The 26,460-nt window shown below is 60.8% G+C and carries 25 protein-coding genes; 13 read left to right on the forward strand and 12 right to left on the reverse strand.

Features of this window, described 5'->3' with window-relative positions:
• Positions 1 to 5 precede the first annotated feature (5 nt).
• Genes lnt through miaB form a run of 5 tightly spaced genes read right to left on the reverse strand, consistent with a single transcriptional unit; the run spans position 6 to position 5,490 of the window.
• Positions 6 to 1,637 carry an apolipoprotein N-acyltransferase gene (lnt, locus tag CKA81_RS00840; protein ID WP_164878310.1) on the reverse strand — a complete coding sequence of 544 codons (1,632 nt, stop codon included), beginning with the start codon at positions 1,635 to 1,637 and terminating at the stop codon, positions 6 to 8.
• Positions 1,630 to 2,514, reverse strand: coding sequence for an HlyC/CorC family transporter (locus tag CKA81_RS00845; RefSeq protein WP_128353597.1), 885 nt, complete (start codon positions 2,512 to 2,514; stop codon positions 1,630 to 1,632). The genes lnt and CKA81_RS00845 overlap by 8 nt, the downstream gene beginning before the upstream one ends.
• Before the next feature lie 60 nt (positions 2,515 to 2,574).
• The gene (gene ybeY / locus CKA81_RS00850; protein WP_128353598.1) at positions 2,575 to 3,069 is read right to left on the reverse strand and encodes an rRNA maturation RNase YbeY; all 495 of its coding nucleotides are present in this window, start codon (positions 3,067 to 3,069) and stop codon (positions 2,575 to 2,577) included.
• Positions 3,059 to 4,078, reverse strand: coding sequence for a PhoH family protein (locus CKA81_RS00855; RefSeq protein WP_128353599.1), 1,020 nt, complete (start codon positions 4,076 to 4,078; stop codon positions 3,059 to 3,061). The genes ybeY and CKA81_RS00855 overlap by 11 nt, the downstream gene beginning before the upstream one ends.
• On the reverse strand, positions 4,075 to 5,490 hold the full coding sequence (gene miaB / locus CKA81_RS00860; protein WP_128353600.1) for a tRNA (N6-isopentenyl adenosine(37)-C2)-methylthiotransferase MiaB: 1,416 nt from the start codon (positions 5,488 to 5,490) through the stop codon (positions 4,075 to 4,077). The genes CKA81_RS00855 and miaB overlap by 4 nt, the downstream gene beginning before the upstream one ends.
• A 207-nt stretch (positions 5,491 to 5,697) precedes the next feature.
• Here miaB and sorT point away from each other — a divergent pair, with 207 nt between their 5' ends.
• Positions 5,698 to 6,912, forward strand: coding sequence for a SorT family sulfite dehydrogenase catalytic subunit (sorT, locus tag CKA81_RS00865; protein ID WP_128353601.1), 1,215 nt, complete (start codon positions 5,698 to 5,700; stop codon positions 6,910 to 6,912).
• Between the two features lie 100 nt (positions 6,913 to 7,012).
• Entirely contained in the window at positions 7,013 to 7,348 is a 336-nt protein-coding gene (gene sorU, locus CKA81_RS00870; RefSeq protein ID WP_128353602.1) for a SorU family sulfite dehydrogenase c-type cytochrome subunit, read from the forward strand.
• A 710-nt stretch (positions 7,349 to 8,058) separates the two neighbouring features.
• Here sorU and secF read toward each other — a convergent pair.
• From secF to queA, 5 genes are all read right to left on the reverse strand, one after another.
• Positions 8,059 to 8,994, reverse strand: coding sequence for a protein translocase subunit SecF (gene secF / locus CKA81_RS00875; protein WP_128353603.1), 936 nt, complete (start codon positions 8,992 to 8,994; stop codon positions 8,059 to 8,061).
• Positions 8,995 to 9,054: 60 nt separating this feature from the next.
• Complete coding sequence (secD, locus tag CKA81_RS00880) at positions 9,055 to 10,932, reverse strand: protein translocase subunit SecD (protein WP_128353604.1); 1,878 nt, start codon at positions 10,930 to 10,932, stop codon at positions 9,055 to 9,057.
• A 62-nt stretch (positions 10,933 to 10,994) separates the two neighbouring features.
• Positions 10,995 to 11,336 (reverse strand): preprotein translocase subunit YajC, encoded by a 342-nt coding sequence (yajC, locus tag CKA81_RS00885; RefSeq protein WP_128353605.1) that lies wholly within the window; start codon positions 11,334 to 11,336, stop codon positions 10,995 to 10,997.
• Positions 11,337 to 11,391: 55 nt separating this feature from the next.
• Positions 11,392 to 12,528: a tRNA guanosine(34) transglycosylase Tgt gene (gene tgt, locus CKA81_RS00890; RefSeq protein WP_128353606.1), complete on the reverse strand. Its 1,137-nt coding sequence runs from the start codon at positions 12,526 to 12,528 to the stop codon at positions 11,392 to 11,394.
• Positions 12,525 to 13,562, reverse strand: a complete 1,038-nt coding sequence (gene queA, locus CKA81_RS00895; protein ID WP_128353607.1) for a tRNA preQ1(34) S-adenosylmethionine ribosyltransferase-isomerase QueA — start codon at positions 13,560 to 13,562, stop codon at positions 12,525 to 12,527. The genes tgt and queA overlap by 4 nt, the downstream gene beginning before the upstream one ends.
• Before the next feature lie 200 nt (positions 13,563 to 13,762).
• Between queA and dacB the strand changes: the two genes are divergently transcribed.
• From dacB to CKA81_RS00925, 6 genes are all read left to right on the forward strand, one after another.
• Positions 13,763 to 15,160, forward strand: coding sequence for a D-alanyl-D-alanine carboxypeptidase/D-alanyl-D-alanine endopeptidase (gene dacB / locus CKA81_RS00900; RefSeq protein WP_228255816.1), 1,398 nt, complete (start codon positions 13,763 to 13,765; stop codon positions 15,158 to 15,160).
• A gap of 13 nt (positions 15,161 to 15,173) precedes the next feature.
• Positions 15,174 to 15,812 carry a uracil phosphoribosyltransferase gene (upp, locus tag CKA81_RS00905; RefSeq protein ID WP_128353608.1) on the forward strand — a complete coding sequence of 213 codons (639 nt, stop codon included), beginning with the start codon at positions 15,174 to 15,176 and terminating at the stop codon, positions 15,810 to 15,812.
• A 119-nt stretch (positions 15,813 to 15,931) separates the two neighbouring features.
• Positions 15,932 to 16,654, forward strand: coding sequence for a hypothetical protein (locus CKA81_RS00910; RefSeq protein ID WP_128353609.1), 723 nt, complete (start codon positions 15,932 to 15,934; stop codon positions 16,652 to 16,654).
• A 62-nt stretch (positions 16,655 to 16,716) separates the two neighbouring features.
• Positions 16,717 to 17,034: a DUF883 family protein gene (locus tag CKA81_RS00915; protein WP_128353610.1), complete on the forward strand. Its 318-nt coding sequence runs from the start codon at positions 16,717 to 16,719 to the stop codon at positions 17,032 to 17,034.
• Positions 17,035 to 17,046: 12 nt separating this feature from the next.
• Positions 17,047 to 17,463: a phage holin family protein gene (locus tag CKA81_RS00920; RefSeq protein ID WP_128353611.1), complete on the forward strand. Its 417-nt coding sequence runs from the start codon at positions 17,047 to 17,049 to the stop codon at positions 17,461 to 17,463.
• Positions 17,464 to 17,471: 8 nt separating this feature from the next.
• Positions 17,472 to 17,795 (forward strand): hypothetical protein, encoded by a 324-nt coding sequence (locus tag CKA81_RS00925; RefSeq protein ID WP_228255760.1) that lies wholly within the window; start codon positions 17,472 to 17,474, stop codon positions 17,793 to 17,795.
• Here the strand turns inward: CKA81_RS00925 and ubiD are convergent, their stop codons facing one another.
• Complete coding sequence (gene ubiD, locus CKA81_RS00930; protein WP_128353613.1) at positions 17,796 to 19,340, reverse strand: 4-hydroxy-3-polyprenylbenzoate decarboxylase; 1,545 nt, start codon at positions 19,338 to 19,340, stop codon at positions 17,796 to 17,798.
• Between the two features lie 80 nt (positions 19,341 to 19,420).
• Here ubiD and CKA81_RS00935 point away from each other — a divergent pair, with 80 nt between their 5' ends.
• Entirely contained in the window at positions 19,421 to 20,215 is a 795-nt protein-coding gene (locus tag CKA81_RS00935) for a lytic transglycosylase domain-containing protein (RefSeq protein WP_128353614.1), read from the forward strand.
• 9 nt (positions 20,216 to 20,224) lie between these two features.
• Here CKA81_RS00935 and CKA81_RS00940 read toward each other — a convergent pair whose 3' ends face one another.
• The gene (locus tag CKA81_RS00940; protein ID WP_128353615.1) at positions 20,225 to 21,385 is read right to left on the reverse strand and encodes a pyridoxal phosphate-dependent aminotransferase; all 1,161 of its coding nucleotides are present in this window, start codon (positions 21,383 to 21,385) and stop codon (positions 20,225 to 20,227) included.
• Between the two features lie 88 nt (positions 21,386 to 21,473).
• Between CKA81_RS00940 and CKA81_RS00945 the strand changes: the two genes are divergently transcribed.
• The 4 genes from CKA81_RS00945 to CKA81_RS00960 all read left to right on the forward strand — a co-directional run bounded on the left by CKA81_RS00945 (position 21,474) and on the right by CKA81_RS00960 (position 26,437).
• Positions 21,474 to 22,400: a hypothetical protein gene (locus tag CKA81_RS00945; protein ID WP_128353616.1), complete on the forward strand. Its 927-nt coding sequence runs from the start codon at positions 21,474 to 21,476 to the stop codon at positions 22,398 to 22,400.
• 86 nt (positions 22,401 to 22,486) lie between these two features.
• Complete coding sequence (locus CKA81_RS00950; protein WP_128353617.1) at positions 22,487 to 24,781, forward strand: NADP-dependent malic enzyme; 2,295 nt, start codon at positions 22,487 to 22,489, stop codon at positions 24,779 to 24,781.
• Complete coding sequence (locus CKA81_RS00955; protein ID WP_128353618.1) at positions 24,756 to 25,985, forward strand: patatin-like phospholipase family protein; 1,230 nt, start codon at positions 24,756 to 24,758, stop codon at positions 25,983 to 25,985. Before CKA81_RS00950 ends, CKA81_RS00955 begins: the two co-directional genes overlap by 26 nt.
• The gene (locus tag CKA81_RS00960; RefSeq protein WP_128353619.1) at positions 25,982 to 26,437 is read left to right on the forward strand and encodes a barstar family protein; all 456 of its coding nucleotides are present in this window, start codon (positions 25,982 to 25,984) and stop codon (positions 26,435 to 26,437) included. The genes CKA81_RS00955 and CKA81_RS00960 overlap by 4 nt, the downstream gene beginning before the upstream one ends.
• The last annotated feature ends 23 nt before the right edge of the window (positions 26,438 to 26,460 follow it).

Genomic DNA, 26,460 nt, shown 5'->3' on the forward strand with positions numbered 1-26,460 from the left:
GTTGCTCACGCGCTGCGCTTTCTAAGCGCGAACCCCAACAGCAAGAACAACAGCGCCCAAACCAGGGCCGGCAAATTACCCAGCCGTACATAAGGCGTCTGCCCATGCATGCCCTGTACCTCGACATCCAGTACGCCCAGGCGCATGGGCTCGATAGCGGCGCGTACGGCGCCGTCAGGCCCAATGGCGGCCGTCATGCCTGTGTTGGTTGCGCGTATCATGGGTCGCGCCGTTTCAATGGCGCGCATGCGTGAGATCTGCAGGTGCTGACGCAGCGCCCACGAGTCTCCGAACCAGCCAAGGTTGCTCATGTTGACCAGGATGCTGGCGCCGGGGCCATGTTCTTCACTGTTCCTGACCGAAAGGATGATTTCTTCGCCGAATACGTCTTCGTAGCAGATGTCGGGCGCTATCATTTGGTCGTCTATCTTGAATGCCGGCTGGCGCGCCGCGCCCTGATCAAAGTCGCCCAGGGGAATGCTCATGGCGTCCACGAACCAGCGAAAGCCGGGCGGCACGAACTCGCCGAAAGGCACCAGATGTTGTTTGTCGTAGCGCATGGCCGTCTGGCCAGTCATCAGCTCGTTCAATGGTGTCGCGGCATCGAAGCCTATTGCGCTATTGGTGTAGCGATCGTTGCCACCTGCGGCGTCATGCAAGGGGATACCCATGATCAGGCTGGCATCGCGCGCGTTGGCGATATCCAGCCACTGGCGCCATGTGGCAGGCGGGATGCGGTCCTGGAACATCGGCATGACGGTTTCAGGCAGGACGATCAGGTCGGGCTCTCCGGATGCTTCCTTGGGAGGCAGGGCGGCCAGCTTCATATAGGTCGCGATACCTTGCTGTACCAGTTGTGGATCGAACTTCTCGGACTGCGGGACGTTGCCCTGCACCAGGCGGATGATCATGGGCTCGCCCAGCGGGCGGGACCAGCCGACATGGGTAAGGGCGATGCCTGCCAGGCCGGCCAGTATGGTCAGGCCCACGCCTATTGCCGCCTTGGCATCGTTCTCGGTGTCTTTGGCGCAGGCCAGCAGCGCGATGGCGGCCGCGGCGAAGGCGGCCAGCCATGCCACGCCATAAACGCCTGTAAGAGGCGCCCACCCGGCCAATACGCCTTCTACGTGCGCGTAGCCGATGTTCATCCACGGAAAGCCGGTAAACATCGTGCCGCGCAGCCACTCGGTCAGCATCCAGGCTGATGCCCAAGTGGTGGCTATCAGCAGTTGCCGGCGGTAATCGGTGTGCAGCGTAAGATGCGCGGCTGACAACCAGCGTGTGAGCGCGCAGGCAAACGCAATGAACAGTGCCAGCCCGGCCGCCAGCAATAGCACTGCGGTGGCCGCCAGCGGCGCGAACATGCCGCCATACTCGTGCATGCTGATGTACAGCCAGTAAAGCCCCAGCCCGAAATTCGACAAGCCGAACAGAAAGCCGGCCACTGCGGCCTGCTGCAGGCCGGTTGATCGGAAAACATGAAAGGCCAAAATAGCCAGGCTGAATACCTGCACAAAAGGCAAGGACCAATGGGGCAGGGGGCCGGCGGAGAACGACAACGCGTGAATGGCGCCCAGGCCCAGCAGGCGGGCATGCCAACGGCTGAACCCGCGTAAGCGATTGATCGGATTATTCATCAGTAGCGGCAGGGGCCAGGGGGTCGGGGTTGTCGTGTTGTATATGAAGCCACAGCGCGCGCTTGGCGTCGGCGCCGACCACGGTGATGTTCAGGCCTTGATGGCTGATGCTGTCGCCGCGCCGCGGGATGCGCCCGAGCTCGGCAGCAAGCCAGCCGCCCAGCGTGTCGTAGTCGTCATTTTCCAGATCGGTATTGAAGCTGCGATTGAAGACGTCGATCTCGGTAATGCCCATGGCGCGCCAACTGTTGGTGCCGGTCTGGAAGATGGTCTTCTCGGCATCTTCGTCGTATTCGTCTTCGATCTCGCCGACTATCTGTTCCAGCACATCTTCCATGGACACCAGCCCCGAGATGCCGCCATGCTCGTCAACGACAATGGCCAGGTGGTTGCGGCTGCTGCGAAAGTCGTGCAGCAAGACGTTCAGGCGCTTGGTTTCGGGGATGAAGACCGCGGGGCGGACCAGCGGGCGCAGATCGATGGCCGGGTTAGTGATGGACAGCAACAGGTCTTTGGCAAGCAGGATGCCGACAATATTGTCTTTGTCGTCTTCGTAAACAGGAAAGCGGGAGTGCCCGGTTTCGATGATCTCGGGCAGGACCTCGGCCAGGGGTTTGCTGATGTCCAGCATATCCATTTTAGAGCGTGGCACCATGATGTCGGCCACCGTCTGGTTGGCGACTTCGAGTGCGCCGGAAATCATGGCGTACGAATCGCCGTCCAGAACCTGTCGGTCGTGCGCCGCTTCGAGTACTGCCTTGATATCTTCGCGGTCTTCGGGTTCCGACGGTCTCATAAACGCCGTCAGGCGTACGAACAAGGATCTGGATGTGTTTTTTGCCGGGCGAGGCTCGGCGTCTGAGCTAGGTTCTGACATTGTCCAATGGACTGTATGGAAGGAGTTTTAGCATAACCGAAATTGCCTGATGGATTCGGGCTATTCGGGGCTGTAGGGGTTGTCTATGCCCATTGTATGCAGTATTTGCACCTCGAGCGCCTCCATGGCCACGGCCTGGTCCGCTTCGATGTGGTCATAGCCCAGCGCGTGCAGCACCCCGTGTATGGTCAGGTGCGCGGCGTGTGCCTGCACGGTCTTGTGCTGGTCGGCCGCCTCGCGATGGAGTACCGGCAGGCACAACACGACGTCGCCGCGCGCCGTGCCGTCCGGATCTGTGCCGTACTCGAAAGTCAGCACGTTGGTGGCGTAGTCTCTTTCGCGAAAGGCGTGGTTCAGTTGTCGGCCTTCGGCTTCGTCCACCAGTCGCAAGGTGAGTTCAACCGCGGAAAAGGCCGGCAGCGCTGCATCTGGAGTGGCTTGCCGCGCCTGCGCTACCGCTGCCACGGCACGCTGCACCCACCGACGCAGGCGCCACCGCGGCAGCTCGGGGGCAGGCTGGCCATACTGGATGGTCAGCGATACCTCAGGCGACATGGTCGCCTGCTTTCTCGTAGGCATCCACTATGCGTGCAACCAGGGGGTGGCGCACCACATCGCGGCTCGTGAAGCGCGTGGTGGCGATGCCCTGTACGGATTCGAGCACATCGACGGCATGGGTCAGGCCGCTGGCCTGTCCGCGCGGCAGGTCCACCTGAGAGGGGTCGCCATTGATGACGGCCTTGCTCCCGAAGCCTATCCGCGTCAGGAACATCTTCATCTGCTCGGGCGTGGTGTTTTGCGCCTCGTCCAGAATGACGAATGCATTGTTCAAGGTGCGGCCGCGCATATAGGCCAGTGGCGCGATCTCGATGGTTTGCTTTTCGAATAGCCGCTGCACCCGCTCTATGCCCATCAGGTCGTACAGTGCGTCATACAGGGGCCGCAGATAGGGGTCTACTTTCTGCACCAGGTCGCCGGGCAGAAAGCCCAGGCGCTCACCGGCCTCGACGGCGGGACGCGTCAGCACCAGGCGCTGTACGGTTTCGCGCTCGAGCGCATCAATGGCGCAAGCCACGGCCAACCAGGTCTTGCCGGTGCCGGCGGGCCCAACACCGAAGGTGATGTCGTGCTTGAGAATATGATGGAGATACTCGCGCTGGCGCGGCGTACGCGGACGCAGGTCCGAGCGCCGCGTGCGCAACTGAAGGGTAGGATCGTTTGCTGGAGCAGTCTCGGCTACGGGAACAGGCTCGGGGGCGGGCGGCGGCTCGGCATCAGGATCCGTACGCCCGGCGCCCAGTTCGACCAGGCCCAGTTGAATGTCATCGATCGACAAGGCTTTGTGCACGGCCCTGTCGTGAAACCACGTCAGCGCCCTCGCTGCCGCTTCCGCCTGGTCGCCGCTGATGTTGACGTTGTCGCCGCGGCGCTGCAGCGTGACGTTCCAGCCGTCGGCAATCTGCCGCAGGTTTTCGTCCAACGGGCCGCATAGATTGGCCAACTGCGTGTTGTCGCCATCCAGGTGAACCAGCACAGCTTGTTTACGCCTGACGGCTTTGTTCATGCGCTGCCCCGGGCAGAGGGTTCGTTGATGACGATCTCGCCTTTCAGTGAATTGGTCATGGTCTGCGTAATGCGCACGTCCACCATCTGTCCTATCAGGCGCGGTTGCCCGGCGAAGTTGACGATGCGGTTGTTCTCGCAACGCCCGGATAGCTCCTTGGGGTCGCGGCGTGAGGGTTTCTCGACCAGCACCCGCTGGATGCTGCCGACCATGGACGTGCTGATCGCAGCAGCCTGTTCGTTGATCAAGGCTTGAAGGCGATGCAGACGCGCAAGCTTCACGTCCTTGGGCGTGTCGTCCTGCAGGTCGGCCGCAGGTGTGCCGGGACGCCGCGAATAAATAAACGAGAACGACGTATCAAAGCCCACGTCGCGTATCAGCGACATGGTTTTCTCGAAATCGGCTTCGGTCTCGCCCGGAAACCCGATGATGAAGTCGGACGACAGCGTCAAGCCCGGCCGCGCGGCGCGCAAGCGGCGCACTATGGACTTGAACTCCAGCGTGGTGTAGCCGCGCTTCATGGCGGCCAGCACCGCGTCGCTGCCTGCTTGCACCGGTAAATGAAGAAACGGCACCAGCTTGGGCAGGGCGCCATGCGCCTCGATAAGCCGGGTCGTCATCTCCTTGGGATGCGAGGTGGTGTAGCGTATGCGCTCTATGCCGGGTATGTCGTGGACGTACTCCAGCAGCATGGCGAAGTCGGCGATGTCGTGACTGTCGCCCATGGGGCCACGATAGGCATTCACGTTCTGCCCCAGCAGTGTGACCTCTTTGACGCCCTGATCGGCCAGGTCGGCGACCTCTACCAGCACGTCATCGAAGGGCCGGGAAACCTCGGCGCCGCGCGTGTACGGTACGACACAGAAGCTGCAGTACTTGCTGCAGCCTTCCATGATGGAGACAAAGGCGGTGGGCCCATCTACGCGAGCGGGGGGCATCGCGTCGAATTTTTCGATTTCGGGAAAGCTGATATCGACCTGGGAACGCCCCTGTGTGCGTCGCTTGGCGATCAGTTCGGGCAAGCGGTGCAGGGTTTGCGGTCCGAAGACGACATCGACATAGGGCGCGCGCTTGACGATGGCGTCGCCTTCCTGGCTGGCCACGCAGCCGCCTACACCGATGATCAGGTCGGGATTGCTTTGCTTCAGGTGCTGTACCCGTCCGAGATCGGAAAACACTTTTTCTTGCGCTTTCTCGCGTACCGAACAGGTGTTGAACAGAATGATGTCTGCTTCGTCGGGATTCTGCGTCAGTTCGACGCCTTGGGACTCGCGCAGGACATCGACCATCTTGTCTGAGTCGTATTCGTTCATCTGACACCCAAAGGTCCGGATAAACACCTTGCGCTGTCGGGGCGAAGACGCAGTTTGTGCGGCGGCTGCGGCAGCACGTTTTATAGTGGTTTCTTGCATGATGGTCGCCGTAACGGGTGTATATCCCGCGGGCAGGGTAGAAAAAAGATCAATTGTACGTTATAGGCTTGATTCTGAAGCTTATATCTCATTGATATAACCTTATTTGGGCAGTATATATAATGGGTATGACGTCGAGCCGGATACCCGGCTCGATATGGAGCCCCGCGGTCGAGGGGCGTGCTCGTTGGTATCGGAGGAGATCCCATGGAAGAAGTAAGCAATATTGGTCGTCGACGCATGTTGGCGACAACGGGCGGCGTAGTCGCCCTGGCCGGACTAGGCAGCATGGCGCGCGCCAATGCCGCCGGCACCGCCGCCGCAGCGGATGCGAAACCACTGCCGCCGTATACCGACTGGAAAGACGCGGACAGCGTCATCGTGCACAGCGCCAATACCATCGAGACCAAGCGCACGGCTTTTGGCTCGGGCGTAGTCACACCCTCTGACCGCCTGTTTGTTCGCAACAACCTTACCCCGCCCTCCGCCGACATCATGAAGGATCCGGACGGCTGGAAGATGGAAGTCAGCGGTGTCAAGAAGCCGCGCAGTTTTACCGTAGCCGAACTGAAGACACTGGGTCTGAACGCCGTGCCTATGGTGCTGCAGTGCTCCGGCAACGGCCGGGCATGGTTTCCCCACAAGCCCAGCGGTACCCAATGGACCGTGGGCGCCGCCGGCTGCGTGATCTTTACCGGTGTGCCAGTACAGGCGGTGCTTGATGCCGTCGGCGGCATGGAAGACGGCATGGTCTACATGACCAGCACGGGTGGCGAAGAAATCCCCGCAGGCATCGATCCCACCACTGTCATGGTAGAGCGCTCTGTACCCCTGTCGGCCATCAAGGACGCGATCCTGGCCTGGGAGCTTAACGGCGAGCAACTGCCATTGGCTCACGGCGGCCCCTTGCGCATTATTGTGCCGGGCTATACCGGCGTGAACTCCGTCAAGTACATCAAGCACTTGGCCTTCACTAAAGAACAGTCGCCGGCCAAGATCCAGCAAACCAGCTACCGGTTCTCGCCGGTGGGCACGCCGGGCGGCCCGCAGCACGATTCCATCTGGGAAATGCCTCCGAAGTCATGGATCAATTATCCTTCCGACCCCGACCAAACGGTCAAGGCCGGGCAGGTGCAGATCAGCGGCGTAGCAATGGGCGGGATGTCGGCTGCCACGAAAATAGAAGTGTCGCTTAATGGCGGCAAGGATTGGCAAGCCGCGCAGTTCGTCGGCCCGGATCTCGGCCCGTACGCCTGGCGCGAGTTTGTATTGTCCGCGAAGCTTGCGCCCGGCACTCACGAGCTGGCCAGCCGTACGGCCAACGAGGCAGGCCAGACGCAACCCGAAGAGCGCGCGGAAAACAACCGAGGCTATGTGAACAATGGCTGGCGCGACCATATGGTCAAGGTCACGGTGGCTTGAAGCGCCAGGCGGCGGGCTGCATAAGCGTGACCCGCCGGGTTTATAGTTATTTATTCATGCCCCGGTTCTGGGGCATGTTTTTTATCTTGAAGGGAGAAAAATGAAATATTCCGGAATCTCGAAGTTGGCGGGGGTGATGATGTTGTGTTTCGCCGGCGCCGCGACTGCCGGCGGCCCTGATGCGGCTCAACTGGAGATCGGCAAGGCGCTATTTAAAAGCGGCGCCGTGCCCGCCTGTGCGATCTGCCATACGCTGAAGGACGCGGAAGCCGAAGGCACGATAGGGCCGAATCTTGACGAGCAGAAACCGGATTTTGCGGTCGTGCGTAAATTCGTGGAAGAAGGCTCTGGGGCGATGCCTTCCTTTGCCTCTACCATGAGTGCTGAAGAAATGGATGCAGTGTCGGCTTATGTGGCCGAGGTCGCTGGTAAATAAACTCAGCTGGACCTTTTTAATTTAAGTCGCTATTTGAGTTCTTAAGAGACGGTGTGGCGGGTGCTGGGTTGGTCTCAGATCGCACGACCCTGGCTACGCCAGGGTTACCCGGGCGTTTGACCAGTTTCGGGGCGGACGCGAAACTCGGCGGATGGATAGCCCCCCGGGCTATCCAAAGCGCCCGCCTCAAACATCGCGTCCTTGCCTCCCCGAAACCGGCCAAACGCCCGGCGTGCTCAACCTTCGCCAACCCAGCACCCGCCACACCGTCTTTATAGGACGGCTTATTGACCATTTTGTATAGAAGCTCGCAGTCGCGGACTGCTTTCTTTAGCAGGGGCGTGCTCGGCCACATCTTTTGTGAAAGGTTGGCGTCTGCTGCTGACGCGGGGCTGCTCTGGCTTCCGGGGCGCTGTCTTGGCAACGGAGTCTTCCTTTCTCTGTACATGAGGCCGATATTGCGCCGCGTTGCTCGTGGTCGTTATCCTGCTCTAACGCTTCAGAGCGGCGCAGCAACTCCATCGCGGCACAGCAACTTCATAGCGGGACAGCAACTTCCTGTGGCATAGAAACCTCATAGCCCCACCCCACCCGCGTCGCCGGTCAAGAACTCAATGAACTGCTGTCAAAAACAGCACCATAAGGAAGGACCAAAAAAAACGGCCGACCCATATACCTCGGGTCGGCCGTCAAACATTCAACAGTGGAAATCAGCCCAGTTCGGCGCTCGGATCGTCCTTCTTGACTGGCTTGACGAGGTCTTCCCGCTTGATTCCCAGCCACATTGCAATTGCAGCTGCCACGAACACCGACGAATAGATCCCGAACCAGATCCCGATGGTCAGGGCCAGCGAAAAATTATGCAGCGTAGGACCGCCGAAGAAGAACATCGACAACACCACCATCTGAGTCGAACCGTGCGTGATGATGGTCCGTGAAATGTTCTGTGTGATCGACAGATCGATAATCTCCGAGACCGGCATTTTGCGCTGCTTGCGGAAGTTTTCCCGGATCCGGTCCATCACCACGACCGACTCGTTTACCGAATAGCCCAGCACCGCCAGTACCCCTGCCAGCACGGCCAGCGAGAACTCCCACTGGAAGAAGGCGAAAAAGCCCAGGATGATCACCACGTCGTGCAAGTTGGCGATCGCGCACGCCAGGGCAAGCTTCCATTCAAAGCGGAAGCCCAAATAAATCAGAATACCTGCGACCACGAAAAGCAAGGCCATCAAGCCGTTGTGCAACAGCTCCTGACCCACCTGCGGCCCCACGTATTCGATACGGCGCAGCGTGGCGTCGCTATGCGTTTGTTGGAGCGCCTGCAGCACGACCTCACTTTGCTGGCTGGCATCCTGCCCTTCACGCGTGGGCAGGCGGATGATGATGTCTCGCGAGGTGCCGAAGTTCTGTACCTGGAAGTCGGTATAGCCGAGTTCCTGCAGCGAGTCGCGAACCTCGTTCACCTCTATCGATTGCTGATAATGGACCTCCATGACCGTGCCGCCCGTGAACTCGATGGACAGATGGAAGCCGCGCAACACAATGAACACCACCGCCGCGACGAAGGTAAGCAAGCTGATCAGATTGAGCAGCAGCGCATGCCGCATGAAGGGGATGGTGCGATGAATTCGGAAAAATTCCATGTTGCTTTCCAGCGTAAAGAAGGTGAGGGCAGGCGCCGCGCGCCATGCCATGGCAGCAGCTTATTTCTTGTCTGTAGGCTTCCAGACCTGTCCGATCGAGATGGTCTCCAGACGGCGTTTGCTGCCATACCAGAAGTTAACCAACGCGCGTACGCCGACAACCGACGAGAACATGGAGGTCAGGATGCCGATGCAGTGAACCACCGCGAAGCCGCGTATGGGGCCGCTGCCGAAAGCCAGCAAGGCCACCCCAACTATCAGGCTCGTCAGGTTGGAGTCGAAAATCGTTCCCCACGCGCGATCAAAACCCAGGTTGATGGCCTGCTGAGGCGTTGCCCCATTGCGCAGCTCTTCGCGTATGCGTTCGTTGATCAGCACGTTGGCATCGATAGCCATACCCAGCGTCAGCGCGATGGCGGCGATGCCGGGCAGCGTCAGTGTGGCTTGCAGCATGGACAGGACAGCCAGCAGCAGCAAGACGTTGAATGTCAGGCCCAGTGCCGAGAACAGACCCATCAAATGGTAGTAAAGAATAATGAATACGACGATGGCCAGGAAGCCATAGAGCGTCGCGTCAAAACCCTGTTTGATATTGTCGGCGCCCAGGCTGGGTCCGATGGTGCGTTCTTCGATGATTTCCATCGGCGCGGCCAATGCTCCGGCGCGTAGCAGCAGCGCGGTGTCGGCGGCTTCCTGGGCCGACATGCTGCCTGTGATCTGCACCTGGCCGCCGGGGATCTCGCTGCGTATGACGGGTGCCGTCACCACTTCGCCCTGGCCTTTTTCAAAGAGGACGATGGCCATGCGCTTGTTGATGTTGTTGCGCGTGACGTCGCGGAAGATGCGTGAGCCTTTTGAATCCAGCGTGAGGTTGACGGACGGCTGTTGCGTTTGCTGGTCGCGGCCCGGTTGGGCGTCCTGCAGGTTTTCACCTGTCAGGATGACCTGGCGGCGCAGCAGCAAGGGTCGGCCGTCGCGGTCGGTGTAGCGCTCCAGCCCGAACGGCACGGTGCCGCTGCCTAGCGCTGCCAGGGCCGTGGGCGAGTCGTCGACCATGCGGATTTCCAGGGTGGCGGTGCGCCCCAGGATTTCCTTGGCCTTGGCAACGTCCTGGACCCCTGGCAGTTGCACGACGATGCGGTCCGCGCCCTGTTGCTGGATGATGGGTTCGGCAACGCCCAATTCGTTTATTCGGTTGTGCAGTGTGGTGATGTTCTGCCTAAGCGCGTGGGATTGCACTTGCGTCACCGCAGCGTCGGTAAGCCTGCCCGTCAGCAGGAACTTGCCGCCGCTCTCGCCACTATTGGAAAACACCATGTCGGGCATGGCGCGGCGCAGTTCCGTTGCGGCGTTGTCACGGGCTTCGGCGCTGTCGAAGCTGCTGACGATGGACATGTCGTTGCGCTCGACACCCGCCACGGCGACTTTGGCTTCGCGCAGGGTGTTGCGTACATCGCTGGCGATGGAGTCGTAGCGGCCAGTAATAGCGCCCTGCATATCTACTTGCAACAGGAAGTGCACGCCGCCGCGCAAGTCCAGCCCCAGATACATCGGGTTGGCGCCTAGCGAAGACAACCAGTCGGGCGAGGCCGGCAACAGGTTAAGCGCTACGGTGTAGTCCGGATTGGCAGGATCCGGGTTGAGCGATTGTTCGATGAGGTCTTTAGCCCTGAGCTGGACATCGGTCGTGGCGAATCGCACCCGAACAGCACCGACCGGGCCGTTCATCTCGAAGTAGGCGCCGGTGTAGCTAATGTCGTTGCGTTTCAGGATGTCTTCGACGCGGGTGAGTACATTCGCGTCGACTTTTACCGTGGACTTCGCGCCAGCGATTTGAACGGCGGGCGACTCCCCGAAAAAATTTGGTAGCGTATAAAGCAGGCCTACGATCAGGGCTGCGAATACGATGATATATTTCCAGAGAGGATAGCGGTTCATTGTGGGTCAACTGGCTTAAGCGGTAAAAACCCCCGGAAGCATTCCAGGGCGCACACGTCTGATCAGAGCGCCTTGATCGTGCCTTTGGGCAGAATCGACGTCACGGCAGTGCGTTGCACCACGGTTTCTACTGGCTTGTCGCCCAGCATGCTGATTTCCACGGTAATGTAGCTGTCGCTGACTTTCGTGACCTTGCCCAGCAAGCCGCCGGTCGTGATCACTTCGTCGCCCTTGGCCAGCGCCGCAACCATGTTGCGGTGTTCTTTCTGACGCTTCATTTGGGGGCGTATCATCAGGAAGTAAAGAATCACGAACATCAGGATGATGGGCAGCATGCCCATCAGTGCATTCTCGCCGCCCGCGGCCTGGGCGGGGATGAGGGTCAGTATGTCAAGTACGGCCATGAGATGTTCTCCGGTAATGTTTTTTGGTTAACTCGGTATTGTAGCGATATCTCGCTTATTCGATGCCATTTGCCCGATCCCTGGCAAACTGCTCCTGCCAGGCTGTGAATTGTCCGGCCTCGATGGCGTCCCGCATTTCTTGCATCAGCGCGAGATAAAAATGCAGATTATGCATCGTATTCAGGCGTGAGCCGGTAATTTCGTTCGCCCGCTGCAAATGATGCAAGTAGGACCGCGAAAAATTCTGGCAAGTATGGCATTGGCACGAAGGATCCAGTGGGCGGGTGTCGTCCCGGTAGCGGGCGTTGCGTATCTTGATATCGCCATAGCGCGTGAACAGCCAGCCGTTGCGCGCGTTGCGAGTGGGCATGACGCAGTCGAACATGTCGACGCCGCGGCTTACGCCTTCAACGATATCTTCAGGCGTGCCCACCCCCATCAGGTAGCGCGGGGCGTTGGCCGGCAGGCGTGGCGTGACATGGGCCAGTACGCGCATCATGTCCTCCTTGGGCTCGCCCACCGACAGGCCGCCAATGGCATAGCCTTCGAAGCCAATGTCGACCAGGCCGTCCAGCGATTCGTCTCGTAGCGACTCGTACATCCCGCCCTGCACAATGCCAAACAATGCATTGGGATTTTCCATCTCGTTAAAGGCGCTGCGTGAACGCTGTGCCCAGCGCAGCGACATCCGCATGGACAGGGCAGCCTCTTCGGCGGTAGCCGGGCGGCCCTCGATGGAGTAGGGCGTGCATTCGTCAAAGACCATGGCGATGTCGGAGTTCAGCGCGTACTGAATGCGCATGGACTCTTCAGGAGTCAGAAACAAGCGCGAGCCGTCGATGGGTGAAGCAAACTTCACGCCTTCCTCGGTGATCTTGCGCATGCCATGCAGGCTGAACACCTGGAAACCGCCCGAGTCGGTCAGTATGGGCCTGTTCCATTGCATGAAGCCGTGCAGGCCGCCATGCTTTTGCATGACTTCGGTGCCCGGGCGCAACCAAAGGTGGAAAGTGTTACCCAGTACGATCTGGGCGCCGACCTCATCGAGCTCATGCGGCAGCATGGCCTTGACGCTGCCATAGGTGCCCACGGGCATGAAGATAGGCGTCTGGACTCGCCCATGATTAAGCGTGACTTCACCGCGGCGCGCGGCGCCATCGGTAGCCAGTAGCTTGAACTGTAAACCGGTCATGTAGTGGGAGATTCTATGAACATGGCATCGCCGTAACTGAAAAAGCGATACCGGGATTGGACAGCATGCGCATAGGCGCGCTGGATGGCTTCCATGCCCGCCAGGGCAGACACGAGCATCAGCAGGGTGGACTGGGGCAGGTGGAAGTTGGTGATCAGGGCGTCGACCCAGGCATAACGGTAGCCGGGCGTAATGAACAATCGGGTGTCGCCTTCGGCGATGTGCTGCGTATCGGCATGCAGGGCGGCCGACTCCAGGGCCCGGACGCTGGTGGTGCCCACGGCGATCACGCGCCCGCCCGCCGCGCGGGTGGCCAGCACTTGCTCTATGGTCTCGCGCGGCACGGAGTAGTGCTCCGCGTGCATGATGTGCTGGCTGAGATTCTCGACGCGCACCGGCTGGAAGGTGCCCGCGCCCACGTGCAGGGTGACGAATGCCTGGGCGATGCCTTGTGCCGCCAAACCGGCGAGCATGTCCTGGTCGAAATGCAGGCCGGCAGTCGGCGCCGCGACGGCGCCTGGCTCGCGGGCATAGACGGTCTGATAGCGCTCGTCATCTTCCGGCTGTGCGGCGTGCTCAATATAGGGCGGCAGCGGCGTGGCCCCGTGACGGTCCAGGAGATCCAGCACGCGTTCGGGAAAAGTCAGCTCGAAGAGCTCTCCCTGACGTCCAGCCACTACGGCGATGAAGGCGTCGGCAAGTATCAGCTTGCTCCCCGGACGTGGCGACTTGCTGGCCTTGATATGCGCCAGCGCGGTGTCGGGGCCGGTAACCCGCTCTATCAGGACCTCGACCCGGCCTCCGGTTTCCTTGTGGCCCCGCAGCCGGGCCTTGATGACGCGGGTATCATTGAAGACCAGCAGATCGCCCTTGCGCAGCAGCGTGGGCAGGTCGACGAACTGCCTGTCGTGCAGGGCGCCGCCGGCATCCAGATGCAGCAAGCGGCTGTCGATGCGATGGGCAGCAGGAGACTGGGCAATAAGTTCCTGTGGCAGTTCGTAATCGAACTGTGAAAGGTGCAGATCAGGGTTCACGTGGGGTCTTGGATGTCGGCTGTCGCGGGCATCTTGAATGATTTGTGCCGGTATTTTAAGCGCTAGCGCCAGTTTTCTGCTTGGGAGCCGCCGCTGCGCGGAATTCTTTAGTTATGCTGGTGCTTTTTGTGGGCGGGCGTTTCATGTCTTTATTGCGGTGGCGAAGTGTGGGCGCCGGCGTGCGTACGGCGCAACGGCTGATGGCCTGTCTGGCCCTGGCTTTGTGTGCCGGAGCCGCTGGGGCGCAAGGCCTGCCTCCCGAACTGCAGTCGGCATGGAAGGCCACACGCCTGTCCACCAACGCCTTGTCCTTGTATGTGCAGGAAATAGGCGGGCCGCCCCTGATCGCCATCAATGCCACGACGCCGCGCAACCCGGCTTCAGTCATGAAGATGGTGACAACGTGGACGGCGTTGTCAGGCCTCGGTCCCGAGTACGCCTGGCGCACCAGCTTTTTGGCAAAGGATGGCGGTGTGGTGGATGCACAGGGCACTTTGCAAGGCCCTCTGTACTTGAAGGCGGGCGGGGATCCGCTGCTTACCGTGGAAGAGATGTGGGGCCTGCTGCGCGAATTGCGGCTGCGGGGCATAAAGAACCTTGGCGAAGTCATCGTGGACCGCTCTTTGTTTGGTCAGGTTGCGGAGGACCCCGGTGCATTTGATGGCGCGCCCAATCGACCTTATAACGCCAGCCCGGATGCCATGATGGTCAGCCTGGGCGCCCTGCGGCTGGTGTTCCAACCCGATAGAGTCGCGCGCAAGTGGGTGCCCATCATTGATCCGCCATTGCAGGGCGTACGGGTGGAAGGCGATATCCAGTGGAGCAATGCGGCCTGCCCGGGCTCGCCTGCCGTCAGCACAAATGTCCAGTCTGCCGGCCGCGACGTGGTTGTTCGCGTCAGTGGCACAGCGGCAGGTTCTTGCGGCGAGTTCACCGTCTACCGGCTTGCCTTGTCGCAGCCTGAATACTTTTCGTCATTGTTCCAGATGCTGTGGAAGGAGCTGGGCGGCACCCTGGCCCGTGGCTTGAAGGCGGGCAAGGTGCCGGGCAATGTACTGCCCGTCGTCTGGCGCGATTCGGAAACGCTGGCAGACACCATCCGTGTCATCAACAAGAAAAGCAACAACGTCATGGCCAGAACCCTGTTGCTGACACTGGGCGCCGAGCTGATAGGCCCGGGCGCCACAGCGGAAACCGGAGCGCGGGCCGCCTTGGGGGTGCTGCAAGGGCAGGGGGTGGATACCCAAGGCTGGGTCATCGACAACGGATCGGGCCTGTCTCGTGGCGGGCGGCTGACTGCAAAAGGGCTGGCGGATATGCTGGCTGTGGCGTGGCGCTCGCCGCTGATGCCCGAATTCATGTCGTCTCTCGCAATCGCGGGTGTCGACGGCACGGTAAGGCGCCGTCTGCGCAACGACGAGGTCAAGGGCATGGCGCACCTCAAGACGGGCACCTTGCGCGATGCGCGCGCTTTGGCTGGATATGTCCTGGGCGCCAGCGGCAAGCGTTATATTCTGGTCAGCGTCGTGAACGACGATCAATCAGGCGCTGTGCGCCGTTTCGACGATGCCCTGGTCAGTTGGCTGGCGGCTCGCTAAGCAAGGAATCAGTATGCCCATACACGAAATTCGCCATCCCCTTATCCGCCACAAGCTCGGACTGATGCGGCGGGCGGATTTAAGCACCAAGAACTTTCGCGAGATGGCCCAAGAGATCGCGGCCCTGCTCACCTACGAAGCTTCCAAGGATCTGCCGCTCGAGCCCGCCACCATCGAGGGGTGGAGCGGTTCGCTGAATGTCGAGAAGCTGGCGGGCAAGAAGGTTACCGTGGTTCCTATCTTGCGCGCGGGCATCGGCATGCTGGACGGCGTGCTTAGTCTGATTCCGGGGGCCAAGGTCAGCGCGGTAGGCATTGCACGCAATGAAGAAACCTTGCAAGCCCAAACCTACCTGGAGCGTCTTGTTGGCCAACTGGACCAGCGGCTGGCCCTCATTGTGGATCCGATGCTCGCAACAGGGGGCTCTATGGTGGCAACCATAGACCTGCTGAAGAAGGCTGGCTGTCGCAACGTGCGGGCGCTGGTGCTGGTTGCCGCGCCTGAAGGCATACGTGCTGTGGAAGAGCATCATCCCGACGTTCACATTTATACCGCCTCGATAGACAGCCATTTGAACGAGGACGGCTACATCATCCCTGGGCTCGGCGACGCGGGCGACCGCATCTTTGGTACTCGCCAGAAAGACGCCTGAGCCTGGTGGCCCGCCGGTAACGGCAGCACACATTCGCTAACCGCCTGTGGCGCAAAGCCGCGGGCGCCACGGCCTTTTGCGTTAGTATGAATCCTTGTTAGTTCATCGGGTAAGGCCATATGCAATTACGATGGAAAGCGGCTCTTTCGAGCCTGGCATTCACGATAAGCGCAACGCCGGCACTGGCGGGCGTGTGCGAAGCGCCCTTCATGCATGATGGCGGAGTCGCCCAGTTGCAAGGCTCCGGCGGCATGCAGTTGGGGGCAGATTTATCTTTCTCCGACGTCTCTCATCAAGGCAAGGACGCCTGCGAGGCGCGGGTCCAAGGTGTGGCCACCTATGGCTTGGCCGGACTTCCGCCGGGGAAATCTTCGCTCGACTACTGGATGTCAGTCGAGAACGGCAAAGCCACATTCCAGCGCCGCAACGAGCAGGGTGGCCGCGAGTCGGTGGATGGCAAGTTCGACCTGCGGATGTTGGGGCTGTTCGCCTACGGCGAACCCATAACCCGCGCGGGTCAGACCTTTCCCCCTCTGCGCTTCCAGATCAATCTGGACAAAAAGGCAGTGGAGACGGCACCCATTGTCATCGAAACCGGCGACAAAACAGTGGGCGAACGCCAAACCATACCGACTGCGGCGGGGCAACAGACGTGCTGGCCGATCCAGTACACGCGCCGCACGGCACCCACTCAGGCCTCATTCAGCGGGCTGGTCTTACCCATTCCTGCGACGACATCTTCTGTTACAGACTGGTTCTGCCCAGCGCTTAACATGGTAATGAAGCAAGAAAGCGATCAAAATGGGGTGGTCTCCACAGTGGAAGTCACCAAACTGCAGTAACGTCAGGCACGAATCCTGCAGGGCGTTTTTCGTTTCAACCGACTCTTGATTAGGAGCTGATCATGGCAACAAAGAAGACAACGCAGGCTAGCGAAGAAGAATTCATCGAGAGCGTAAAAGAAAGCCTGGATGATGCGGAGCGGCGTCTGCGCGAGGCAGCCGAGGCCACCGGTGACAAGGCGGCAGAGTTGCGTGAAGACGCCATGCGGTCCCTAAGGCGCACGCGTGAAGCGCTATACGATGCACAGGACGAGCTTCTCGAGCGCGGCCGCAAGGCGGCCCGCGTTACGGACGAGTACGTTCATGACAACCCTTGGCAAGCCATAGGCGTCGCCGGTCTTGTGGGCGTGCTGATAGGCGCCCTTATGTGCCGTCGTTAAACGGATCAAATCATGGCGCTACGACAGTCAGTGGCCGATATGGCCTGCACCTTGCTTTCCATCGTGCGGACACGGCTGGAACTTTTTGCGCTGGAAGCCTCCGACCAGAAGGCGCACCTGATTGCCGCTCTTGGGATGGCTTTCGGTGCGCTGCTTTTTCTGACGCTGGCGGTCCTGGTGTTTTCCATAGCAGTGGCGCTGTATTTCTGGCCCACTGATGCCCGCTATATGGCCTTGGGCATACTGGCGCTGGTTTACCTGGTGCTGGGCGTCGGACTGCTGTGGGGTGTTAGGCGCAAGCTGTTGTTCGAGCCTATGCCGTTCGCGGCTACCATCGACGAGCTGAGGCGCGACCTGGCCTTGGTCGAGCGACTGCGCGAGCATCCAACAGCTGACGAACCCGTACGGCCACAGAGGGACTACCCATGAAACATGGCATGACTCCCAAGGAAAGGGCGCTGCGTATCGAGCTGGTGCGAGCCCGCGCTGCGCTAGAGCGCCAAACCATGGCGCGCAGCACGCATGAACTTGTCGGCTCGCTGCACCCTCGGGCCTTGCTGCGCGGCATGATGCCCAAGGGTTCCGGTTTGTCCATGACCGACTGGATCTTCAAGGTACTGACGCTTGCCCGCCGCTATCCTCTGCTTACATCCAGCGTCTCGGCTGTGGTAACCGGCGCGGCAAGGCGCAAGAACTGGTGGCGTATCGGTATCGGCCTGCTGCTTAGCTGGCAGCTTGCCCGGCACGCAAGCCGGAAGTAATCACAGACCCAGATCGCCCCACATGGCGTCGACTCTCGCCTTGACGTCCGGGTCCATCTGGATGGGTGTGCCCCATTCGCGTTGGGTCTCTCCGGGCCATTTGTTGGTGGCGTCCAGACCCATCTTGCCGCCCAGCCCGGATACCGGCGACGCAAAATCCAGGTAATCGATAGGTGTGTTCTCGACCAGCACGGTGTCCCGAACCGGGTCCATGCGGGTGGTCATGGCCCACACCACCTCTTTCCAGTCGCGCGGGTTGATGTCTTCGTCCACGACCACAATGAATTTTGTGTACATGAACTGGCGCAGCACGCTCCATAGTCCGAACATGACGCGCTTGGCGTGTCCCGGATATTGCTTGCGCATGGACACGACCGCCAGGCGGTAGCTGCAGCCTTCGGGCGGCAGGTAGAAGTCCACGATCTCGGGCAGTTGGCGCTTCAGCAGCGGGACGAACACCTCGTTCAAGGCTACGCCCAGCACGGCCGGCTCGTCGGGCGGCTTGCCCGTATAGGTGCTGTGATAGATGGGCTTTCGGCGCATGGTGATGCGCTCTACGGTAAACACCGGGAACCAGTCCTGCTCGTTGTAGTAGCCGGTATGGTCGCCGTAAGGTCCTTCCAGGGCCATTTCGTAGTCAGTATCAGCCGGGCCTGGTATGCCCTCGGGCACCACAGGGGTCTGGGCGCGCGGATCGGACGAGGGCAGCAGATGGCCTTCCAGCACGATTTCGGCATAGGCCGGCACCGACAGGGTGCTGCCCAGCGCCTTGGTGACTTCCGTGCGCGAGCCACGCAGCAGCCCGGCAAATTGATACTCGGACAGGCTGTCCGGCACGGGCGTGACCGCGCCCAGGATAGTGGCCGGGTCGGCGCCCAGGGCAACCGCTATCGGAAAAGGCGTTCCAGGATGGGCGATGGCGTGATCGCGGAAATCCAGCGCACCGCCGCGATGCGACAGCCAGCGCATGATCAGCTTGTTGCGTCCCAGAACCTGCTGGCGATAAATGCCCAGGTTCTGACGGCGCGCGTTCGGGCCCTTCGTAATGACCAGGCCCCAGGTCAGCAGGGGGGCGACATCGCCAGGCCAGCAGCGCTGCAGGGGAATGCGGGACAAATCCACATCGTCGCCTTCCAGGACGACATCCTGGCAGGGTGCGCCCTTGATCATCTTGGGGCTCATGTCCCAGAGCGCCGACTTCAGCATCGACACCTTGGCCAGCGCATCGCGCAGCCCTTGCGGCGCCTCCGGTTCGCGCAACGAGGCCAGCAACTCGCCCGTGTCGCGCAGGGCGGTGATATCGTCCGCGCCCATGCCCCAGGCCACCCGCTTGGTGGTGCCAAACAGGTTGGTCAGCACCGGCATGGCAGCCGGCGCGCCGTTGTGCATAGGCCGCTCGAACAGCAGGGCCGGGCCTTCGGCGCGGAGCACGCGATCGCTGATCTCTGTCATCTCGAGATCGGTGGATACGGGGTGGGTGATGCGTTGCAGTTCGCCAGCGCGTTCAAGCTGAGCGATAAAGTCTCTTAAGTCGCGATATTTCACAGTAGGGGCCAGTCGGGTTACATTGCGGTCGACGCTGCAAGGTTAACATCGACGTTCCAAATTTCAGGAGGTCACGCGCAATGGCGGTAATGGATGCCGACGGGCTGTTGAGTCGCTCCGCTCGTGGGGCCATGAACCGGCTAAGCGAGTTCGTGCACGTGTGTGCCATTTACCTTGGTATTGCCGTGCTGGTGACCATGGTGCTGGGCGCAACGGTTCCGTCGCTGCGCGAGCAGGCCAAGCAGATCCATGAAGCCCTGCTGATCGCCTTGCAGCCCGACGGGCTCAAGCAAGACATGCTGGCATCTTACGGCGCCCACACCGGGTCAGCGGGCCAAGGGCGATCGCCGACGCCCGCTTTTGATTTCCGGTCGGCATTGGTTGACTCGATGGCGGGACGGCACGTAGCCGGCATCACCAGCGCGCAAAACCAGGCATTGCGCAGCTATATTGCGCGCAAGTACAGAATCGCCCACAGCGTGGCGGGTGCATTGATCAACACAGCCTTCACCGAGGCCAGAGCGCGCGGCCTGGATCCGCAACTGGTGCTGGCGGTCATCGCCATCGAGTCCCGTTACAACCCCTATGCTGAAAGTCATGTGGGTGCGCAGGGCCTGATGCAGGTCATGACCCGGGTTCACAAAGACAAGTTCGAGGCGCTGAATGAAGATCCGATCGCCGCCTTGAACCCGTTGGCCAATATCAAGGTAGGCGTGCAGATTCTTTATGACTGCATCAAGCGGCGCGGATCAGTGCAAGGTGGTCTGTACTGTTATGTGGGCGCTACGGGGCCGAGCGATGGCGGTTACGGGGCCAAGGTACTCGCGGAACGGCGGCGCATAGCGCTCGCCTCCGGCATACCGGTGGAGCCTTGAGCCGTTGGCCTAGCCCTGCAGGAAACGGCCCATCCGGGCTATCGCCTCTTCCAGCCGGTCCAGGCCCGTGGCATACGAGAAGCGCAGCATCGATGTGGCGTGGGCCGGGCCGAAGTCCATTCCTGGCACGGCAGCCACTCCGGCCTCGTGCAACAAGCGGTGCGAGAAATCCCTGCTGTCAGCGCTGTGCTCGGTGATATCGGCATAGATGTAGAAAGCGCCGTCGGGCACCACAGGTACCCGCAAACCAAGTCGCTCAAACTCAGGCAGCAGGTAGTCGCGGCGCTGCTTGAAAGACAGGCGGCGGGTCTCGTATAGGCGCAGTACCTCGGGCTCGAAGCAGGTCAGTGCCGCATGCTGGGCAAGCGAGGGCGCACAAATCGCCAGGCTGGCCGCCAGTTTTTCCACTGGAGCTTCCAAATGAGGCGGCACGATCAGCCACCCCAGCCTCCAACCCGTCATGTGAAAGTACTTGGAGAAACTGTTGATGATGACAATGCTGTCATCCAGGGTCAGCGCGCTTTCGGGTTGGTCTTCGTAATACAGGCCCAGGTAGATTTCGTCCATGATGACGAAGCCGTCGCGCTGCTTCACCTCTGCAACCAGTGCCCGCAAGGCCTCGCGGTCGATGGAGGCGCCGGTGGGATTGCTGGGCGAAGCAATCAGTACGCCGCGCGTAGCCGGGCCCCAGTGTTCGCGGATGTCGGCGGCATCGAGCTGGAAGCGTTGCTCGGCCGAGGCCGGGATCAGCCGCGGTATGCCGCCGGCCGCCGTAACGAAGTTCTGGTTGGCAGGGTAGGAGGGATCCGGCATCAGCACTTCGTCGCCCGGATTGACCAACGTCATGCAGGCCAGCAGCAAGGCGCCAGAAGCGCCGGAGGTAATGATGACGCGGTCCGGGGACACCGTTGCGCCGAACTGGGCTGCGTAATAGTCGGCGATGGCGGCGCGCAAGGGCATGATGCCGGCTGGCGAGGTGTACCCGCTGAGCCCGGCCTGTGCCGCGCGGTTCAAGGTCTCGACGACCTGGGGCGGCGCCGTAAAATCGGGTTCGCCGATACCGAGGCTGATAATGTCTCGACCTTGTGCGTTCAAGGCAACGGCCTGTTTGAAGAGCTCCACAGCGTAAAATGGCATAACTTGTTCAATACGCTTGGCAAGGCGCGGCATAAGGCTATCATCCGGGATAAAAAGCAACGATTGTAAGGGGCGCTTGCGGCCAGCGCTCTGATTCAAAGCCGCAGTAAAGGATATCACCATGCAATCAAACTCGCGTCGCGCATTCCTGACAGGCCGGCGATCTTCCCAGACACCCTGGGAAGCCTTCTGCCAGCGCTTGCGCAACGTCGCCACAGGCACTTTCTATCAGTTCGAGATGCCGGGCGGTGGCGACAGTGCGCGCCTGATGCCCAAGCAGGCGTCCGACGTGCACCACGCTCGCGCCCTTTGCGCCGAATACGGCGTGGTGTTCGCGTTGGACGGCATGTCCCACCCTGCGCGTATGGACGACCAACTGGTGTTGTGGGTCGAACCTGGCAAAGACTTGGGCCGTTGCCAGCGCCTGGAAGAGGGCAGTACACGGTGGTTTGTCCAGCCTGGCTGCCTGCTGGGCGATCTGGTGGACGCCGGATTGACGCAGTTTCAGGATCTCCCCTGCCACATCAGCGTGGCCGCGTGGCTTGCCGACCGCACGCTGTGCGACTGGGAGACCGGCGCCACCGCGGATTCCGGATTGGTATACGCCTCGGTATTGCTGGCTGATGGCACCGTTGCCGGGCTGGGCCCGTTTGGCGAGGCCAATGCCAAGCCGCTGGAAGGCGCCCGCTTGCAGCGCATGGTGCCAGCCTTGTTCCAACTGGCCGCCGGAGACCATGCCGCTCAATGCGCCGCTTCAAGCTCATGGCCTGGACGCTACAGGCTGGACGCACTGAAGCCCGCTTCGGGGCAGACGCCCAACCTCGCCCATCTATTGCTGGGGCATGGCGGCGATCTGGGTTGGGTGGACTGGTTGGTCATTGACGAGCAAGAAGTCCAGCCGCAGTCCGAGCCCCCTTATTCGCAGCGCTTTACCGCCAGTCGCGCCACCGGCCTGGGCCTGGAGCTGCCTGCCAGCGAACTGGACACGCAGGTGAAGGCCCTGTTTGATGCAGAGGGCCTGTTCCCGCACCCGGGGCAAGACCTGTAAGTGGCAGCCATGGCGGCCGCTGTTTCCAGCCGCTGTCATGGCGCTAGAATGAGCGTCTCTTACATTAATAAATCGGCGCAACAACCATGGAAGAAACTCTTCGCAAGGCGGCTCTGGAATACCACGAGCACGGCGGCCCCGGCAAAATTTCGGTCACACCCACCAAGCAGTTGTCGAATCAGCGTGACTTGGCCCTGGCTTATTCCCCGGGTGTGGCGGCAGCTTGCGAAGAGATCGTGGCCGATGAGCAGAATGCTTTCCGCTACACCAGCCGAGGCAATCTGGTTGGGGTGATCACCAACGGCACGGCGGTGTTGGGCTTGGGCAATATCGGCGCGCTGGCTTCCAAGCCGGTGATGGAAGGCAAGGCCGTGCTGTTCAAGAAGTTTGCCGGCATCGATGTGTTCGACATCGAGATCAATGAAACCGATCCGGACAAGCTGGTCGAGATCATTGCCGGGCTGGAGCCCACTTTCGGCGGCATCAACCTGGAAGACATCAAGGCGCCCGAGTGCTTTACGGTCGAGCGCAAGCTGCGCGAGCGGCTGAACATCCCCGTATTCCACGACGACCAGCACGGCACGGCCATCACGGTCTCGGCTGCCTTCATCAACGGCCTGAAGGTGGTGGGCAAAGACATTGCTGACATCAAGGTGGTCGTATCCGGCGCGGGCGCGGCCGCGCTGGCCTGTCTGGACTTGCTGGTGGATTTCGGTGTGCCGATTGAGCACATCTGGGTGACTGATATCGAGGGCGTGGTCTACACGGGGCGCACGACGCTGATGGATCCGGACAAGGCGCGTTTTGCGCAAGATACCCCGGCCCGCAGCCTGGCTGAAGTTATCGAAGGGGCGGATGTGTTCCTGGGCCTTTCCGCTGGTGGTGTGCTGAAGCCCGACATGGTGGCCCGCATGGCTGACAAGCCCTTGATCCTTGCGCTGGCCAATCCCAACCCGGAGATCCTCCCGGAAGACGCCCATGCGGTGCGCGACGATGTCGTCATGGCCACCGGCCGCTCCGACTATCCCAATCAGGTCAACAACGTTCTGTGCTTTCCGTATATTTTCCGTGGCGCACTGGATGTCGGCGCCAGGACGATTACCCGGGGCATGGAGAAGGCCGCTGTGTTGGCCATCTGCAAGCTCGCCAGGGAAGAGCAAAACGATGTCGTGGCCGCCGCCTATGGCACTTATGGAGTGTCTTTCGGTCGCGAGTATTTCATCCCCAAGCCTTTTGATCCGCGCCTGATCGTGCGGATTGCCGTCGCGGTGGCCACCGCCGCCATGGAAGACGGTGTCGCGACCCGGCCTCTGGCCGACATCGATAGCTATGCCGAGCAGTTGCAGCGCTTTGTTTATCGCTCGGGTTCGTTCATGAAGCCCTTGTTCTCGACAGTGCGCAAACTGGTGCGTGATGGCGGCAAGGCGCGCATCGTCTTTACCGAAGGCGAAGATGAACGGGTCTTGCGTGCCGTTCAGATCGTGGTTGACGAGAAACTGGCCAAGCCCATTTTGGTGGGTCGGCCATCGGTGTTGGCCGACCGCATCGAACGCTTTGGCCTGCGGCTGCGCCTGGGTCAGGACGTTGAAGTCACCAATCCCGATTACGACGAACGCTTTCATCGCTACTGGACGACCTACTGGGAAATCATGTGTCGTCGCGGCATCAGCAAAGAGATGGCGCGTGTCGAGATGCGCCGCCGCCTGACCTTGATCGGGGCCATGATGGTGCATTTGGGCGATGCCGACGGGCTGGTGTGCGGAACCGTAGGCGCCTATGCAGATCACTTGCGCTTCATCGACGAGGTCATCGGCAAGGCTCCCGGTGCCAAGACCTATGCCGCCATGAACATCCTTTTGCTTACCGAGCGCACTATTGCACTTGCCGACACTCATATCAACGACGACCCCGACGCCGAACAGATTGCCGAGATCACGATGGCCGCTGCGGCGGAAATGCGCCGTTTGAACCTCGAGCCACGGGTGGCCTTGTTGTCGCGATCCAATTTCGGCAGCGGCAGCTCGGCCTCCGGCGCGAAGATGCAAGAGGCGCTAGCCCTGGTGCGGGCGCGAGAGCCCGAGCTGCAGATCGATGGCGAAATGCATGGCGACTGTGCCCTGGACGAAGCCTTGCGGCAGCGCATACTGCCCACCACCAGTCTGCATGGCGAGGCCAATCTGTTGATTTGTCCAAATGTCGATTCAGGCAACATTGCCTACAACTTGCTCAAGACAGCCGCCGGCGGCAATGTGGCGGTGGGGCCTTTCTTGCTGGGCGTGAATGCGCCAGTGCATATCCTGACCTCAAGTTCGACAGTGCGCCGGATAGTCAACATGGCTGCGCTGACGGTGCTCGATGCCAACACGCCGCGCCCTGTCTGACGCGGCTGTTCGCGACAACGCCGTTGGCCTGATCTTGACAGGTGGCGGCGCACGTGCGGCCTATCAGGTTGGCGTGCTGGCGGGCATTATGGAGATCCTTGATCCGCATCGCTCGCCAGACTTTAGCAACCCCTTCGATATTATCTGTGGCACCTCTGCGGGCGCGATCAACGCAGGAACGCTGGCCTGCCATGCGCACAACCCGCATCGCGCCATGGACAGGCTGGAGCAGCTCTGGAGCAACCTGCACACCGGCATGATCTACCACGCGGATGGGCCGCGCCTGCTGCGCACCGGCTTGCGCTGGTTCGGCATGTTGACCACGGGCTGGCTGTTTCCGGGCTTGCGCGAGCGGCAGCCGCGGTCCTTTCTGGATAATGCGCCGCTGGGCGAACTGCTGAAGGCCACCCTGGATTTCGACAGCCTGCGGCATAACCTGGCCGACGGCCTGCTGCATGCGCTGGCCATTACCGCTACCGCCTATACCACCGGCGAGCATCTGACCTTCTATCAATCGCATGCCACCATCAAGCCGTGGCAGCGTTCCTTGCGCGAAGCAGTCCCTTGCAACATTGGCATAGACCATCTGCTGGCTTCCAGTGCCATCCCATTTATTTTTCCGGCCCAGGCCATGTTGGTACAGGGCCAGACCCTATGGTGCGGTGATGGCTCCATGCGGCAGTTGGCTCCCATGAGCCCGGCCATCCATCTTGGTGCGGAAAAGATAGTCGTGATAGGCACCGGCTACAAGGACGACACCCATCCCGAATACCGCAAGATCGATCCTCCTTACCCGTCGCTGGCCCAGATTGGCGGTCATGCCTTGTCCAATATTTTTCTGGACAGCCTGTCCATGGATGTGGAACGGATGCAACGCATCAACGACTTGCTTGCCCAAGTGCCAGCAAATGGATTACAAAGCCAGTCGTTGCGCCCGGTGAGCACTTTTGTCGTCACGCCTAGCCGCTCACTCGATGAAATGGCCCTGGCTCATATAGAAGAGATGCCTCGGGCTGCCCGTACCCTTTTCCGCGTCCTTGGTGTATCGTCAACTTCCCGGCTTGCAGCTGGCGGTGATGGTGCCCTGATTTCGTACCTGTTGTTTGAGTCCGGTTATACGCGGGAGCTCGTTCGCCTGGGGCGGGCGGACAGCATGAACCGTGTTGAAGAAGTCAAAGCGTTTTTCAAGGAGGCGCCCGAATGAGCCAAGCGCAGTCATTGCAAAAGAAATTGCAAAAAGGCGGTTTGATCGATGCGTCCGCCGTCTCTCGCGAGGAAGCGATCGATGCCGCGCAAGCGGCTGGCATGACCGGCCTGATCGTGCATTGTGATCGGGCTCGCAGCCGCTCGGCGGTGTTGCGTGCCGTGGTGAAGGCTGTGGATTTCCCCGAATTCTTCGGTGGCAATCTCGATGCGCTCTATGACTGCTTGTGCGACACGCTGCTGGATCACAAGAACGGCCTGTTCCTGTGGTTCGACAAACTTCATTCGGGCGATCCGGCACTGACCGAAGATGCCAAGGCCATTGTTGCCGTATGCGTCGACGTCGCCGAGTTTGCAGCCAATAACGACAGGCGCTTTGCCTTTGCCGTCGAGCATGCCGGCAAGCACCCCGATCCTGAGCCTGGTGTCGTCCCTACGCCGTACTCGGGCTAGCGTCTTGTCGCATGGCCTGGCGC

The organism is Pollutimonas thiosulfatoxidans (assembly GCF_004022565.1).
In the GTDB taxonomy this organism is placed as follows: Bacteria; Pseudomonadota; Gammaproteobacteria; order Burkholderiales; family Burkholderiaceae_B; genus Pusillimonas_D; species Pusillimonas_D thiosulfatoxidans.

What these genes read in the sequence shown, in the direction of transcription:
- CKA81_RS00945 (WP_128353616.1), top strand. Translation starts at nt 21,474, where the DNA reads ATGCAATCAAACTCGCGTCGCGCATTCCTGACAGGCCGGCGATCTTCC.
- CKA81_RS00950 (WP_128353617.1), top strand. Translation starts at nt 22,487, where the DNA reads ATGGAAGAAACTCTTCGCAAGGCGGCTCTGGAATACCACGAGCACGGC.
- sorU (WP_128353602.1), top strand. Translation starts at nt 7,013, where the DNA reads ATGAAATATTCCGGAATCTCGAAGTTGGCGGGGGTGATGATGTTGTGT.
- CKA81_RS00845 (WP_128353597.1), bottom strand. Translation starts at nt 2,514, where the DNA reads ATGTCAGAACCTAGCTCAGACGCCGAGCCTCGCCCGGCAAAAAACACA.
- CKA81_RS00940 (WP_128353615.1), bottom strand. Translation starts at nt 21,385, where the DNA reads ATGCCGCGCCTTGCCAAGCGTATTGAACAAGTTATGCCATTTTACGCT.
- upp (WP_128353608.1), top strand. Translation starts at nt 15,174, where the DNA reads ATGCCCATACACGAAATTCGCCATCCCCTTATCCGCCACAAGCTCGGA.
- yajC (WP_128353605.1), bottom strand. Translation starts at nt 11,336, where the DNA reads ATGGCCGTACTTGACATACTGACCCTCATCCCCGCCCAGGCCGCGGGC.
- secD (WP_128353604.1), bottom strand. Translation starts at nt 10,932, where the DNA reads ATGAACCGCTATCCTCTCTGGAAATATATCATCGTATTCGCAGCCCTG.
- CKA81_RS00915 (WP_128353610.1), top strand. Translation starts at nt 16,717, where the DNA reads ATGGCAACAAAGAAGACAACGCAGGCTAGCGAAGAAGAATTCATCGAG.
- lnt (WP_164878310.1), bottom strand. Translation starts at nt 1,637, where the DNA reads ATGAATAATCCGATCAATCGCTTACGCGGGTTCAGCCGTTGGCATGCC.
- CKA81_RS00955 (WP_128353618.1), top strand. Translation starts at nt 24,756, where the DNA reads ATGCCAACACGCCGCGCCCTGTCTGACGCGGCTGTTCGCGACAACGCC.
- CKA81_RS00855 (WP_128353599.1), bottom strand. Translation starts at nt 4,078, where the DNA reads ATGAACAAAGCCGTCAGGCGTAAACAAGCTGTGCTGGTTCACCTGGAT.
- secF (WP_128353603.1), bottom strand. Translation starts at nt 8,994, where the DNA reads ATGGAATTTTTCCGAATTCATCGCACCATCCCCTTCATGCGGCATGCG.
- tgt (WP_128353606.1), bottom strand. Translation starts at nt 12,528, where the DNA reads ATGACCGGTTTACAGTTCAAGCTACTGGCTACCGATGGCGCCGCGCGC.
- CKA81_RS00920 (WP_128353611.1), top strand. Translation starts at nt 17,047, where the DNA reads ATGGCGCTACGACAGTCAGTGGCCGATATGGCCTGCACCTTGCTTTCC.
- dacB (WP_228255816.1), top strand. Translation starts at nt 13,763, where the DNA reads ATGGCCTGTCTGGCCCTGGCTTTGTGTGCCGGAGCCGCTGGGGCGCAA.
- ybeY (WP_128353598.1), bottom strand. Translation starts at nt 3,069, where the DNA reads ATGTCGCCTGAGGTATCGCTGACCATCCAGTATGGCCAGCCTGCCCCC.
- CKA81_RS00910 (WP_128353609.1), top strand. Translation starts at nt 15,932, where the DNA reads ATGCAATTACGATGGAAAGCGGCTCTTTCGAGCCTGGCATTCACGATA.
- CKA81_RS00935 (WP_128353614.1), top strand. Translation starts at nt 19,421, where the DNA reads ATGGCGGTAATGGATGCCGACGGGCTGTTGAGTCGCTCCGCTCGTGGG.
- miaB (WP_128353600.1), bottom strand. Translation starts at nt 5,490, where the DNA reads ATGCAAGAAACCACTATAAAACGTGCTGCCGCAGCCGCCGCACAAACT.
- sorT (WP_128353601.1), top strand. Translation starts at nt 5,698, where the DNA reads ATGGAAGAAGTAAGCAATATTGGTCGTCGACGCATGTTGGCGACAACG.
- CKA81_RS00925 (WP_228255760.1), top strand. Translation starts at nt 17,472, where the DNA reads ATGACTCCCAAGGAAAGGGCGCTGCGTATCGAGCTGGTGCGAGCCCGC.
- CKA81_RS00960 (WP_128353619.1), top strand. Translation starts at nt 25,982, where the DNA reads ATGAGCCAAGCGCAGTCATTGCAAAAGAAATTGCAAAAAGGCGGTTTG.